We start from the raw sequence: 14,642 nt of genomic DNA, 5'->3' as shown, positions 1-14,642 counted from the left end.
ATCGTCAAGATTCATTTCGCAAAACCCCTATCTGCGCGAGCAGGTAGGGGTTTTGTCTTTTCCGCGTTCCGAAAAGCAACGTCACCTCTGCTGTGGAATACACAACGTGGGAGCGGGCTTGCCCCGCGATGGCGCATGCCCGGATAACATCACGGCCTGATCTAGCCTTATCCGGGCGGTGCGGCGTTCCGACAAGCCCGCTCCCACGGTGGCTCTCGACCGCGTCAATCACCTCCGTGATAAGGTTCTCCTTCTGCACCAACCCGCTCCCCGAGATCAGCCAATGCCCCAGACCACCTCACTTCACCCAGGCTTCATGATCGTCCAGGGCAACCGCCTGGACGACCTGCGCAATCTGGTGGTGAGCGTGATGCGCCGTTACCCCCTGGCGCCGCTGGAAAACGAAATCGCCCTGGTGCAGAGCAACGGTATCGCCCAATGGTTGAAACTGGCCCTGGCCGAGGATCCGCAGGACGACGACCAGGGCGGTTGCGGGATCGCCGCCGCCATCGATGTGCAGCTTCCGGGCAGCTTCATGTGGCAGCTGTACCGCCGCGTGCTGGGGCGCGACGAAATCCCCGAGGTGTCACTGCTGGACAAGGCGCCCCTGACCTGGCGCCTGATGCGCCTGCTCCCGGAAGTGATCGAGCGACCGCACTTCGAGCCCCTGCGCCGCTTCCTCACCGATGACAGCGACCTGCGCAAGCGCTATCAGCTGGCTGAGCGCCTTGCCGACCTGTTCGACCAGTACCAGGTCTACCGTGCCGACTGGCTGAAGGACTGGGCAAGCGGTGCCCATGTGCTCAACACCGCGCGCGGCGAGCGCAAACCACTGGTTGCCGGCAATCGCTGGCAGGCCGAGCTGTGGCGGATCCTGCTCGAGGACGTGGGCGAGGCAGGCATGGCCCAGAGCCGGGCCGGCGTGCACCAACGCTTCATCGAGCGGATCAACGGCCTGGAGCAGGCCCCCGCCGGGCTGCCGGCGCGGCTGATCGTGTTCGGTATCTCGTCGCTGCCCGCCCAGATCCTCGAGGCCTTGGCAGGCCTGGCCCGCTTCAGCCAAGTGCTGCTGTGCGTGCACAACCCTTGCCGCCATCACTGGGGCGATATCGTCGCCGACAAGGACCTGTTGCGGCACCAGTACAAGCGTCAGCAACGCAAGCAGGGCATGCCCCTGCAACTGGACGACGAGCTGATGCACCAGCATGCACACCCGCTGTTGGCGGCCTGGGGCAAGCAGGGGCGCGACTATATCAACCTGCTCGACAGCTACGACGATCCCGGCAGTTACCAGGGCGTGTTCAGCGACGGACGCATCGACCTGTTCAGCGAAGGTGAGCCCAAGACCCTGCTCAACCAGTTGCAGGACGACATCCTCGAGCTGCGCCCCCTGGCTGAAACCCGCGAGCAATGGCCGGCGGTAGATCCGGGCAAGGACCGTTCCGTGCGCTTTCACCTGGCCCACAGTCCGCAGCGTGAAGTGGAGATCCTGCACGATCAGTTGCTGGCCCGCTTCAGTGCCGACCCCACGCTGCGGCCTCGCGACGTTATCGTCATGCTGCCGGCCATCGACACCTACGCACCGCATATCCGCGCGGTGTTCGGCCAGCTCGATCGCAACGATCCGCGCTATATCCCGTTCACCCTGACCGACCAGGGCCAGCGTGGTCGCGACCCGTTGCTGATCGCCCTGGAGCATCTGCTCAAGCTGCCTGACAGCCGTTTCGCCGTCAGCGAAGTGCTCGACCTGCTGGACGTGCCGGCAGTACGCGCCCGCTTCGCCATCCAGGAAAGCGACCTGCCAACCCTGCACCGTTGGATCGAAGGCGCCGGCATCCGTTGGGGATTGAGTGCCGAGCAACGTGCCAGCCTTGGCCTTCCCGAGGGACTCGAGCAGAACAGTTGGCGCTTCGGCCTGCGGCGCATGCTGCTGGGGTACGCGGTCGGCGTGGGCGAAGGCTGTGATGGTATCGAGCCGTACGATGAGATCGGTGGCCTCGACGCCGCGCTGATCGGCCCGTTGGTGGCGTTGCTCGATGCCCTGGACATTGCCTGCCAGGCGCTTTCGCAGCCGGCCTCGGCGACGGAGTGGGGGGCGCGGCTGCATGCCCTGCTGCAGATCTTCTTCCTGGCCGAAAACGAGCACGACGAGCTGCTCCTGGTGCAGTTGCAGGACCTGCGCGACACCTGGCTGGAAACCTGTGACGCGGTTGGTCTGCACGACCTGCTGCCACTGACCGTGGTGCGCGAAGCCTGGCTGTCCGGGCTGGACCAGGGCAAGTTGTCCCAGCGCTTCCTGGCTGGCTCGGTGAACTTCTGCACCCTGATGCCCATGCGCGCCATCCCGTTCAGGGTGGTCTGCCTGCTGGGCATGAATGACGGCGACTACCCGCGTGCCCAGCCGCCCCTCGACTTCGACCTGATGGCCAGCGACTACCGGCCTGGGGACCGTTCCCGTCGTGAGGATGACCGTTACCTGCTGCTTGAGGCCCTGCTCTCGGCGCGTGACCAGCTTTATGTCAGCTGGGTCGGGCGCAGTATCCGCGACAACAGCGAGCGCCCGTCCTCGGTATTGATCGGGCAGCTGCGCGATCACCTGGCCGCCGGCTGGCAGCTCGCCAGCGCCAAGTCCGGTCAACGCGAAGACCCGGGGCAGCAGTTGCTGCATGCCCTGACCCAGGAACATCCGTTGCAGCCGTTCAGCCAGCGCTACTTCCAGAAGGGCAGCCCGTTGTTCAGCTTCGCCCATGAATGGTTGGCGTTGCACCAGGCCGGGGATGAGGCAGAGGCGCCTACAGCCCTGTCGCCCTACGCCAGCGATGAACCGCTCAACCTGGTGCAGCTTCAGGACTTCCTGCGCCATCCGGTCCGGCATTTCTTCAGCCAGCGCCTGAAAGTGTTCTTCGAGGCGCTGGAAGCACCGACCCCGGACGAAGAACCCTTCGTGCTGGACGCCCTGCAACGCTACGGCCTGAGCGAAAGCCTGCTCGGCGCCGCGCTGGCCGATCCAGACAACGCTGAGCGGGCGCTGCAGGCCCAGGCCCGACGTCTCCAGGCGTGCGGGATGCTGCCGCTGGCAGGCTTCGGCGAAGCCTTGCAGGCCGAGCTGATCCAGCCGCTGCCGGACCTGCTGCAACGTCATCGGCAACTGCTGCAACGCTGGCCGACCCTGGTCGAGGGTGCGCTGCCGATCCATTTCGAACACGGGCCGCTGCGCCTGGAGGGCTGGCTCGGCCGGGTGTACCAGTCCGAGGACCAGAGCCTGCTGAGCATCGCCACCGTGCCCAACACCCTCAGTGCCGGGCGCAACAGCCTGAAGTGGCACCGGCTGGTGCCGGCCTGGGTCATGCACCTTGCCGCCTGCGCCTCGGGCTATCCGCTGCACAGCGCGCTGGTGGCCAGCGACCTGACCTTGCTGCTGGCACCGCTACCCCAGAGCGAGGCGGCAGAGCGCCTGGGCGAACTGCTGGTGGCACGCCAGGCGGGCATGAACGCCCCCTTGCCGGTGGCGGCCAAGACCGCCTTCGCCTGGCTGGCCCAGGAGGATCCGGACAAAGCCGTGGCCGCCGCGATCCGCGCCTATGAGGGTGACGGCCAGAACAGCTTCGGCGAGCGCAGCGAAAGCCTGGCCTTGGCCCGCCAGTACCGTGACTTCGCCGCGCTGGCCCTCGACGAAACCTTCGAAGGCTGGTGCGAAGCCTTGTACCGCCCCCTGTTCGTAGCGCCCTGGCAGACCCTGGGTAACCCGGAGAACGCCCAATGACCCAAGCCCGCCCCCTGGCGCTAAGTTTCCCTCTGCACGGCAGCCAGCTGATCGAAGCCAGCGCCGGTACCGGCAAGACGTTTACCATCTCGGCCTTGTACCTGCGCCTGATCCTCGGCCATGGCGGCGAGCAAGGGTTCAGCCGCGAACTGCTGCCACCGCAGATCCTCGTGGTGACCTTCACCGACGCGGCCACCAAGGAGCTGCGCGAGCGTATTCGCACGCGCCTGGCCGAAGCGGCGCGCTTCTTCCGCGGTGAGCTGGACGATGCCGACCCGCTGCTGCACCTGCTGCGCGACGATTATCCCCAGGAGCAATGGCCACGCTGCGCCAGCCGCCTGGAGATCGCCGTGCAGTGGATGGACGAGGCCGCCGTCTCGACCATCCACGGCTGGTGCCAGCGCATGTTGCGCGAGCACGCCTTCGACAGCGGCAGCCTGTTCACCCAGAGCCTGGAGACCGATCACAGCGAACTGCTGGGCCAGGTCATGCGCGACTACTGGCGGCGCTTCTGCTATGGCATGCGCGGCGAGTCGCTGGCCTGGGTGCGCGGAAACTGGGGCAGCCCCGATGCCTTGCTGCCGAGGATCAGGCCGCTGTTCGGCCGTGTCCGGGGCCAGGTGGACGATCAAGACCCACAAGCCTTGATCGAGGCGACCCTGCGCCAGCGCACGGAACAACTGGCGCAGCTCAAGGCGCCCTGGGGCGCCTGGGCCGACGAGCTGCAGCAGATCTGCCGCGATGCCGTGGCGGCCAAGCAGGCCGACGGGCGCAAGCTGCAGGCACGCTATTTCGAACCCTGGTTCGACAAGCTGCGGGCCTGGGCCGGCGATGAGCAGGCCATGGAGTTGGACCTGGGCACCGGCTTCACCCGCCTGACTCCCGCTGGCCTGGCCGAGGCCTGGAAGTCCGGCGAGCCGCCGCAACACCCGGCACTGCGGGCCATGGAATCCTTGCGCGAGCAGTTGCAGGGGCTGGCGAGCCCCGATGCACGGTTGCTGGAACATGCCGCCGCCTGGGTATCGGCGCGCTTCGAGGTGGAGAAACGCCGCCGCGCCGAAATGGGCTTCGACGACATGCTGCTGCGTCTGGAGCATGCCCTGGGCAGCGACTCGGGCGAGCGCCTGGCCGCACTGATCCGCGAGCAGTTCCCGGTCGCGTTGATCGACGAATTCCAGGACACCGACCCCGTCCAGTACGGGATCTTCGAGCGCATCTACCGCATCACCGAGAACAACCCGGACACCGGCCTGTTCATGATCGGCGACCCCAAGCAGGCGATCTACGCCTTCCGTGGCGCCGACATCTTCACCTATCTGGCCGCGCGCCGCGCCACCGCCGGACGGCTGCACAGCCTGGACACCAACTACCGCTCCAGCCAGGCCATGGTCGCGGCGGTGAATCGGGTATTCCTCCAGGCCGAGGACCGCGCCGAAGGCCGTGGCGCCTTCCTGTTCCGGGCCCAGGGCGATAATCCGCTGCCCTTCGTCGAAGTGCGCGCCAAAGGCCGTGGCGAGCAACTGGTGATCGCCGGGCAGCCCAGCGCGGCGCTTCACTGCTGGCAGCTGGAGAGCGACGAGCCGGTGTCCAGCACAGCGTATCGCCAGCAACTGGCGGCCAGTTGCGCCAGCCATATCGTCGAGCTGCTCGAAGGTGGTCAGCAAGGCGTCAGCGGTTTCGTCGATGCCGCGGGCAAGCTGCGACCCTGCCTGCCTTCCGATATCGCTATTCTGGTGCGCGACGGTCGCGAGGCCCAACTGGTCCGCGCCGAGCTGGCGGCTCGCGACGTGCGCAGCGTATACCTGTCGGACAAGGACTCGGTGTTCGCCGCCCAGGAGGCCCATGACCTGCTGGCCTGGCTCAAGGCCTGCGCCGAGCCGGACTCGGAGCGTATGCTCAAGGCCGCCCTGGCCAGCCTGACCCTCGACCTGCCGCTTATCGAACTGGAGCGCCTGAACCAGGACGAGCGGGTCTGGGAGAGCTGGGTGATGCGCTTTCGCCGTTACCGCGACACCTGGCAGCGCCAGGGCGTGCTGCCGATGCTGCGCCGCCTGCTGCACGACTTCCAGCTGCCGCGAGCGCTGATGGGCCGCAGCGACGGCGAACGGGTACTGACCAACCTGCTGCACCTGGCCGAACTGCTGCAACAGGCCGCGGGCGAGTTGGATGGCGAGCAGGCGCTGATCCGCCATCTCACCGAGCACTTGGCAAACGCTGGGCAGGCGGGGGAGGAGCAGATCCTGCGTCTGGAAAGCGACGAGCAACTGGTCAAGGTGGTGACCATCCACAAGTCCAAGGGCCTGGAATACCCCTTGGTGTACCTGCCGTTCATCTGCACCAGCAAGCCGGTGGATGGCCAGCGCCTGCCCCTGGGCTGGCACGACGACCAGGGCGTGGCGCACCTGACCCTGACCCCGGACGCCGCGCAGATCGAGCGCGCCGACGACGAACGCCTGGCCGAGGACCTGCGCCTGCTCTACGTCGCCCTGACCCGTGCCCAGCACGCTTGCTGGCTGGGCGTTGCCGACCTCAAGCGCGGCACCCAGCGCAGTTCGCAGCTGCATCGTTCGGCCTTGGGCTATCTGCTGGGCGGTGGCCTGCCGTTGGCGGCTTCCAGCCAGCTGGGCGAATGGCTCGCCACCCTGGCGGCCGGCAATCCGGCCATCACCCATGGTCCGCTGCCTGAGGTCCAGGCCCTGTGCTACCGCACGCCGGACAGCCAGCGCGAGCTGCTGCCGCCGCGCAAACCTCGGCGGGCCGCTGCGGAGCACTGGTGGATCGCCTCGTACAGTGCCTTGCGGGTGGGCGACCAGACCCTGGTCGCCGACAGCTCCCAGGCCCAGCAACTGTTGGACGACGAGGTGCTGGACAGCCAGTCGCTGCGTGAGGTGCCGGCGGAGGCGGGTGATATCCACCGCTTCCCCCGTGGTCCGAATCCGGGCACCTTCCTTCATGGCCTGCTCGAATGGGCGGGGCGCGAAGGGTTCGCCGAGGTCGCCGCTCAAGGGCAGGTGATCGAGCGCACCGTGGGCCAGCGCTGCAACCGACGCGACTGGACCGGCTGGATTCCCACGCTGACCCAGTGGTTGCAACAGTTGCTGATCCAGCCCATGCCGTTGCAAGGGGCCACCTTGACCCTCGCAGGCCTCGAACGCTACCAGGTCGAAATGGAGTTCTGGTTCGCCAGCCACCAAGTCGACGCGGTGCGCCTCGATCACCTTGTAGCGCGCCACACCCACGTTGGGATGACGCGGGCGGCCGCCCAGCCGACCGTGCTCAACGGCATGTTCAAGGGCTTCATCGACCTGGCCTTCGAACTCGACGGGCGCTACTACGTGGCCGACTACAAGTCCAACTGGCTCGGCCCCGACGCCGAGGCCTACTGCGCCCTGGCCATGGAGCAGGCAATCCTAGAGCACCGCTACGACCTGCAGTACGTGCTCTACCTGCTGGCCCTGCATCGCCAGCTGCGCGCGCGCCTGCCCGACTACGACTACGACCGGCACGTCGGCGGCGCCGTGTTCATCTTCCTGCGTGGCATCACCTCGGCCGGGCATGGGCTGTATCATGCGCGGCCTCCCCGGGTGTTGATCGAACAGCTCGACGCGATGTTCCGGGGTGAGCAAGAACCTGCCCAACAGGACCTGTTTGCCGGAGCCACGCCATGAGCCGCAACCTCGACGACCTGCTGCCCACGCCCTTGCAGGCCGAGCACCTGAGCGCCCTGGCGCCGCTGCGCCACAGCCAGGACTTGCTGGCGCTGCTCGATCGCTGGGTCGAGCGCGGTTGGCTGCGGGCCTTGGACCGGGCTTTCGTGAGTTTCCTCGAGGAGCGGGCGCCGGGCAGCGATCCGCTGGTGCTGCTGGCCGCCGCTCTGGCCAGCCACCAGCTGGGTCATGGCCATGTCTGCCTCGACCTGCAACAGACCCTCGCCGAGCCGGATTTCGCCCTGTCGCTGCCACCGGAAGGGGATGCTCTGGCCGGGCCGTTGCTGCTGCCTTCGCAACTGCTGGCCAGCCTCGACCTGGGTACCTGGTTGCAGCGGATCACCGAGAGCCCCCTGGTTGCCGCCGGCGATACCGTCGAGCAGCGTGCCCGGCCACTGGTGGTCAGCGGCGAGCGCCTGTACCTGCGCCGCTATTGGACCTACGAGCGACGCATCGACAACGCCCTGCATGAGCGCTTGGCGCGCCTTCAGCCGCAGCCGGCCGACCTGGCACTGCGCCTGGCGCAACTGTTCGAAGGTGGCTCGAGCGCAGGCGAGGTGGACTGGCAGAAACTGGCCTGCGCCCTGGCCACCCGTGCCGGTTTCAGTGTCATCACCGGCGGCCCCGGGACCGGCAAGACCACCACTGTGGTACGCCTGCTGGCGTTGTTGCAGGGGCCTGCGGTCGAGCAAGGCCGGCCGCTGCGCATCCGCCTGGCGGCGCCGACCGGCAAGGCCGCGGCACGCCTCACCGAGTCCATCGGCCAACAGGTGGAGCGCTTGCAGGTGGATGGCGCGGTGCGGGCGCAGATCCCCACCGAGGTCAGCACCGTGCACCGCCTGCTGGGCAGCCGCCCGGGGTCGCGGCACTTCCGCCATCATGCCGGCAACCCGTTGCCCCTGGATGTGCTGGTGGTCGACGAAGCCTCGATGATCGACCTGGAGATGATGGCCAACCTGCTCGACGCCCTGCCAGCCAACGCGCGGCTGGTGCTGCTGGGCGACAAGGACCAGCTCGCCTCGGTGGAGGCCGGGGCGGTGCTGGGCGACCTGTGCCGCGATGCCGAGGACGGCTGCTACTGGCCGCAGACCCTGGCCTGGCTGGAGCAGGTGGGCGGACAGTCGCTGACCGACATCGGCCTGAGGCCGGGCGATGGCCAGCGTAACCCGCTGGCCCAGCAGATCGTGATGCTGCGCCACTCGCGGCGTTTCGGCGAAGGTAGCGGCATCGGCCAGTTGGCGCGCCTGGTCAATCGCCAGCAAGCCCTGGAGGCGCGTGCGCTGCTGGCGACCCGACCGGCGGATGTCCATTGCCTGACCCTGGGCGGCGAGCATGACAAACGCTTCGACCGCCTGCTGCTCGATGGCCTCAATCAGGGTGCAGAAGGGCCACAGGGCTATCGCGGCTACTTGCGCACCATCGGTCGCTTGCGTCCGCCGCCAGGCACGCCAGGCGACGATCCACGCTGGGAGCGCTGGGCGGCCGAGGTGCTGCAGAGCTTCGAGGCGTTCCAGTTGCTCTGCGCCGTGCGCAAGGGCGCCTGGGGCGTCGAGGGCCTCAATGAGCGGGTCGCCCGGGTGCTGCACAACGCCGGGCTGATCGACAGCCAGCAACCCTGGTACGAGGGCCGTCCGGTGCTGGTCACCCGCAACGACTATGGCCTCGGGCTGATGAACGGCGATATCGGCATCGCCCTGCGCCTGCCGGACGATCAGGGCGAGGCGCTGCTGCGCGTGGCCTTCCCGCGCAACGATGGCAGCGGCGGGGTGCGCTTCGTCCTGCCCAGCCGTCTCAGCGAGGTGGAAACGGTGTTCGCCATGACCGTGCACAAGTCCCAGGGCTCGGAGTTCAGCCATACCGCACTGGTGCTGCCCGACGCGCTGAACCCGGTGCTGACCAAGGAACTGGTGTACACCGGGATCACCCGCGCCAAGCATTGCTTCAGCCTGATCGAGCCGCGTGCCGGGGTGTTCGAGGAGGCGGTGGGGCGCAAGGTCCGGCGGGTCTCGGGGCTGATGCTGGAGCAAGTCTGACTCTGGAGTTTGCCGCCGATATGCTATCGTTGCGGCATTATCCGCAAACATTTTGTGAGATTTCCCCCCATGACAGTGGCTGTCTCGGCCCTGGGACGCGTGAAGGGCTGTGCGCTCTCGTTGCTGATGGCCATGCTGTTGTCGAACGGCGCCCCCGCCTGGGCGGGCAATGCCGTGTCGGATGCGCAGGTGCAGCTGCGGGCCAAGGCCGTGACCCAGGTCGTGCTGGGCATCCTCAGCTACGCCCGCTGGCCTGCCGACCCCAACCCCCTGCGCCTGTGCCTGGTCGGTCCGACCGAATACGCCGACGACCTGATCAAGGGCAATCTGCAGCAGTCCGGGCAACCCCTGCAGGTGCGCCGCCTGCTCGCCGACGACCCCAGTGTGGCCAGTGCCTGCGATGCCATCTACCTCGGCAAGCTCGACAAGCAGCAACGTGAGCGATTGTTCCAGCGGATCAACGGCCACCCGGTGCTGAGCATCAGCGAGGCCGACGATCCGTGCACGGTGGGGAGCTTGTTCTGCTTGCGGGTCGGCGACCAGCAGGTGGCGTTCGACGTCAACCTCGACTCGGTGGCGCGCAGCGGCGTGCGCATCCATCCCAGCGTGCTGCAGTTGTCGCGACGGCGGGCGGGGCAGCCATGAAACGTTCAGCCAGGCGCTTCAGCCGGCCGACCCTGCGCGCCGTGCTCGGGCGGGGTCACCTGGGCGTGGCCTTGCTCGCCGCAGGGCTGGCCGGAGTGCTGGTGACCCTGCTCGGGGTGGCGGCGTTGCGCGTGTATGCCAACCACAACCTGCACCTGATCGCCCGCTCCATCAACTACACCGTCGAGGCCGCCGTGGTGTTCGACGACAGTGCCGCGGCCAACGAGGCCCTGGCGCTGATCGCCTCCACCGAAGAAGTGGCCGACGCCAAGGTGTACGACAACGATGGCGACCTGCTTGCCCACTGGCAGCGCGACGAGCAGGGGGTAATGGCGCAGTTGCAGTCGCAAGTGGCGCGCAGCCTGCTGGAGGAGCCAATCAGCATGCCGGTGCAGCACATGGGCCAGCGAGTCGGTCATATCGAGCTGACCGGGCAGGGCGGCAGTCTGGTGCGCTTCCTGCTCAGCGGCCTGGTGGGCATCCTGGTGTGCACGGTGCTCAGCGCGGTGCTGGCGCTGTACCTGTCGCGACGCCTGTTCGGCGACATCATCCGCCCCTTGCGCAACCTGGCCAGCGTCGCCCACGCCGCGCGGCGTGAGCGCAGCTTCGACCGGCGGGTGCCGCAGACCCAGATCGCCGAACTCAACGAGCTGGGCAACGACTTCAATGCCCTGCTCGATGAGCTGGAGGTCTGGCAGAGCCACCTGCAGAGCGAGAACGAAAGCCTCGCCCACCAGGCCAGCCATGACAGCCTCACCGGCCTGCCCAACCGCGCCTTCTTCGAAGGGCGGTTGAGCCGCAGCCTGCGTAATGCCGCGCGTAGCGAAGACCACTTGGCGCTGTTGTTCCTCGACAGCGATCACTTCAAGCAGATCAACGACAGCCTCGGCCATGCGGTGGGGGACGAAGTGCTGATCAGCGTGGCCAACCGCGTGCGTGCGCAACTGCGCGAGCATGACCTGGTGGCGCGCCTGGGCGGCGACGAGTTCGCCGTGCTGCTGACGCCACTGCACTCGCGCGAGGATGCCCAGCGTATCGCCGAGAAGATCGTCGCCAGCATGAAGCTGCCGGTGCAGCTGGAGGATGGCACCAGCCTGACCACCTCGCTGAGCGTCGGTATCGCCTATTACCCGGACGACGGCCGCGACCCGGCCAGTCTGCTCAATGCCGCCGATGCGGCGATGTACCAGGCCAAGCGCAATCGCCGTGGCCATTGGCAAGTGGCGCAGACGGAACGCTGCGCCCCTGATGCAAAGAACAGGAGCTGAACCGTGATAAAGCGTTTTTCCGTGCTGCGTTTCCCGTTATTCACCCTGCTGCTGGCGCTGCTGACCCTGGCCGGCTGCCAGAGCGTGCCGCCCAAGGGACTGACCCCCGAGCAGGTCGCCGTGCTCAAGCGCGAGGGCTTCGCCCCGACCGACGAGGGCTGGGCGTTCGACCTGTCCGGCAAGGTGCTGTTCGGCAGTGACCTGGACAGCCTCAACAGCGCCAGCGAGTCGATCGTCGAGCGCATCGGCAAGGCCTTGTTGTCGGTGGATATCCAGCGGGTGCGCATCGACGGCCATACCGACGCCTCGGGCAAGGCCGCCTACAACCAGCAGCTCTCCGAACGCCGCGCCCAGAGCGTGGCCAAGGCCTTGATCGGCATCGGCATGCAGCCGCAGAACATCCAGACCCGCGGCATGGGCAGCAGCCAGCCGGTAGCGGACAACCGCACCGCGGCAGGGCGCATGGAGAACCGGCGGGTGTCGATCGTGGTGGCGTCGGACTGAGTGCTGTATGCCATCCATCGCGGGGCAAGTCGCATCGGCGCACCGCCGCTCCCACGTTGAATTGCCAATACCTGCGTGGGAGCGGGCTTGCCCCGCGATGGCCCTCAAGTTCAACCTTGAGCGAACTTCATCTCCCGCGTTTCCCCCATCAACAACGGCGCATTGGCCTCGGTCACCTCGCGGATGTAATCCCACAGCAGCGTGATCCGCTTCAACTTGCGCAGATCCTCCCGGCAGTACATCCAGAACTGCCGCGTCACCTCGATCTGCTCCGGCAACACCGTCACCAGTCGCGGGTCCTGCGCGGCCAGGAAGCACGGCAGGATCGCCAGCCCGCGCCCCTGCAACGCCGCCGTGTACTGGGCGATCACGCTGGTGCTGCGCAGGTGCGCGTTGGCGTTGGGGATCAGGTTGGCCAGGTACAGCAGCTCCGAGCTGAACGCCAGGTCGTCCACGTAGCTGATGAACGGATGGCGCCCCAGGTCGGCGATTTCGCGGATCGGTTCGTGGCTGTCCAGGTAGTCCTGGGTGGCATACAGGCGCAGGCGGTAGTCGCACAGCTTGCAGCACACGTAAGGGCCATGTTCCGGGCGCTCCAGGGCGATGACGATATCGGCCTCGCGCTTGGACAGGCTGATGAAGTGCGGCAGCGGCAGGATATCCACCGAGATCGCCGGCCAGGCATCGACGAAATGGCTCAGCTGCGGGGTGACGAAGAAGCTGCCGAAGCCTTCGGTGCAGCCCATGCGCACATGCCCCGACAACGCCACGCCCGACCCCGAAACCTGCTCGCAGGCCATGTGCAGGGTGCTCTCGATCGACTCGGCATAGCCCAGCAGACGCTGGCCCTCGGCGGTGAGGACGAAGCCGTTGGTCCGTGATTTTTCGAACAGCAAAGTGCCCAGCGCCCCTTCCAGTGAGCCGATGCGCCGCGACACCGTGGTGTAGTCCACGGCCAGGCGCTTGGCCGCACTGCTGGCCTTGCGGGTGCGCGCCACCTCAAGAAAGAACTTGAGGTCGTCCCAGTTCAGCGCGCTCAGGGAGGTGAGGTCTTTTTGCATGATGATCCGGTTTTTTTGTGCATTCTTGTTGGATGTTTGCACATCTATACTCGAACTCAGCCCCTGAGCGCCACCCCGTTCGCTGCGGCGTAGGCGTCCTCGTTCCGACAATAATTCCAAGGAGAGCGCAGATGAACGCACCCCAGTCGCCCGACCAGACCAAGGTCGAGCAGGTCAAGCTGCTGATCGACGGCCAATGGGTCGAGTCCAAGACCTCCGAATGGCGTGACATCGTCAACCCGGCGACCCAGCAAGTGCTGGCGCGGGTGCCGTTCGCCACCGTCGAGGAAGTCAACGCCGCCGTGGCCGCCGCCGAGCGCGCCTTCAAGACCTGGCGCGACACCCCGATCGGCGCGCGCATGCGCATCATGCTCAAGCTGCAGGCGCTGATCCGCGAGCACAGCAAGCGCATCGCCGTGACCCTGAGCGCCGAGCAGGGCAAGACCATCGCCGACGCCGAGGGCGATATCTTCCGTGGCCTGGAAGTGGTCGAGCACGCCGCCTCCATCGGCACCCTGCAGATGGGCGAGTTCGCCGAGAACGTCGCCGGCGGTGTCGACACCTACACCCTGCGCCAGCCGATCGGCGTGTGCGCCGGCATCACCCCGTTCAACTTCCCGGCGATGATCCCGCTGTGGATGTTCCCGATGGCCATCGTCTGCGGCAACACCTTCGTGCTCAAACCGTCCGAGCAGGACCCGCTGTCGACCATGATGCTGGTCGAGCTGGCGCTGGAGGCTGGTATTCCGGCCGGCGTGCTCAACGTGGTGCACGGCGGCAAGCAGGTGGTCGACACGATCTGCACCCACCAGGACATCAAGGCGATCTCGTTCGTCGGATCGACCGAGGTCGGCACCCACGTCTACAACCTGGGCAGCCAGCACGGCAAGCGCGTGCAGTCGATGATGGGCGCCAAGAACCACGCCGTGGTGCTGCCTGACGCCAATCGCATCCAGACCATCAATGCCCTGGTCGGCGCCGCCTTCGGCGCGGCCGGCCAGCGCTGCATGGCCACCTCGGTGGCGGTGCTGGTGGGCAAGGCCCGCGAATGGCTGCCGGATATCAAGGATGCGGCGAGCAAGCTCAAGGTCAACGCCGGCAATGAGCCGGGCACCGATGTCGGCCCGGTGGTTTCCAAGCGCGCCAAGGAGCGTGTGCTGGGCCTGATCGAAAGCGGTATCAAGGAAGGCGCCAAGCTCGAACTGGACGGCCGCGATGTGAAGGTGCCGGGCTATGAGCAGGGCAACTTCGTCGGCCCGACCCTGTTCTCCGGGGTGAAGACCGACATGCAGGTCTACACCCAGGAAATCTTCGGCCCGGTGCTGGTGACCCTGGAGGTCGACACCCTCGACGAGGCCATCGCCCTGGTCAACGCCAACCCGTTCGGCAACGGCACCGGCCTGTTCACCCAGAGTGGCGCGGCGGCGCGCAAGTTCCAGAGCGAGATCGATATCGGCCAGGTCGGCATCAACATCCCGATCCCGGTGCCGGTGCCGTTCTTCAGCTTCACCGGTTCCCGTGGCTCCAAGCTCGGCGACCTCGGCCCGTACGGCAAGCAGGTGGTGCAGTTCTACACTCAGACCAAGACCGTCACCGCCCGCTGGTTCGACGATGACAGCGCGGGTGACGGTGTGAACACCACCATCAGCCTGCGCTAAGGA

8 protein-coding genes are annotated in these 14,642 nt (G+C 67.0%); 7 read left to right on the top strand and 1 reads right to left on the bottom strand.

The annotated features are described in order from the left end of the window. The first annotated feature begins 283 nt into the window (after window positions 1–283). The 6 genes from recC to HU735_RS07595 all read left to right on the top strand — a co-directional run bounded on the left by recC (window position 284) and on the right by HU735_RS07595 (window position 11,920). Window positions 284–3,763: an exodeoxyribonuclease V subunit gamma gene (gene recC / locus HU735_RS07620; RefSeq protein WP_186713012.1), complete on the top strand. Its 3,480-nt coding sequence runs from the start codon at window positions 284–286 to the stop codon at window positions 3,761–3,763. Next, window positions 3,760–7,431, top strand: coding sequence for an exodeoxyribonuclease V subunit beta (recB, locus tag HU735_RS07615; RefSeq protein WP_186713011.1), 3,672 nt, complete (start codon window positions 3,760–3,762; stop codon window positions 7,429–7,431). Before recC ends, recB begins: the two co-directional genes overlap by 4 nt. Continuing rightward, on the top strand, window positions 7,428–9,503 hold the full coding sequence (recD, locus tag HU735_RS07610; protein ID WP_186713010.1) for an exodeoxyribonuclease V subunit alpha: 2,076 nt from the start codon (window positions 7,428–7,430) through the stop codon (window positions 9,501–9,503). Before recB ends, recD begins: the two co-directional genes overlap by 4 nt. Before the next feature lie 69 nt (window positions 9,504–9,572). Beyond that, on the top strand, window positions 9,573–10,148 hold the full coding sequence (locus HU735_RS07605; RefSeq protein WP_186713009.1) for a YfiR family protein: 576 nt from the start codon (window positions 9,573–9,575) through the stop codon (window positions 10,146–10,148). Beyond that, window positions 10,145–11,416: a diguanylate cyclase gene (locus HU735_RS07600; RefSeq protein ID WP_186713008.1), complete on the top strand. Its 1,272-nt coding sequence runs from the start codon at window positions 10,145–10,147 to the stop codon at window positions 11,414–11,416. The genes HU735_RS07605 and HU735_RS07600 overlap by 4 nt, the downstream gene beginning before the upstream one ends. A gap of 3 nt (window positions 11,417–11,419) precedes the next feature. Next, the gene (locus tag HU735_RS07595) at window positions 11,420–11,920 is read left to right on the top strand and encodes an OmpA family protein (protein ID WP_186713007.1); all 501 of its coding nucleotides are present in this window, start codon (window positions 11,420–11,422) and stop codon (window positions 11,918–11,920) included. A gap of 110 nt (window positions 11,921–12,030) precedes the next feature. Here HU735_RS07595 and HU735_RS07590 read toward each other — a convergent pair whose 3' ends face one another. Next, window positions 12,031–12,981, bottom strand: coding sequence for a LysR family transcriptional regulator (locus tag HU735_RS07590; protein ID WP_186713006.1), 951 nt, complete (start codon window positions 12,979–12,981; stop codon window positions 12,031–12,033). 131 nt (window positions 12,982–13,112) lie between these two features. Between HU735_RS07590 and HU735_RS07585 the strand changes: the two genes are divergently transcribed. Continuing rightward, on the top strand, window positions 13,113–14,639 hold the full coding sequence (locus HU735_RS07585) for a CoA-acylating methylmalonate-semialdehyde dehydrogenase (RefSeq protein ID WP_186713005.1): 1,527 nt from the start codon (window positions 13,113–13,115) through the stop codon (window positions 14,637–14,639). The last annotated feature ends 3 nt before the right edge of the window (window positions 14,640–14,642 follow it).

The organism is Pseudomonas sp. BW16M2 (assembly GCF_014268865.1).
Lineage (GTDB): Bacteria > Pseudomonadota > Gammaproteobacteria > Pseudomonadales > Pseudomonadaceae > Aquipseudomonas > Aquipseudomonas peradeniyensis.
Note: the sequence above shows the minus strand (reverse complement) of the source record. Positions and strands in the feature narration are given on the sequence as shown.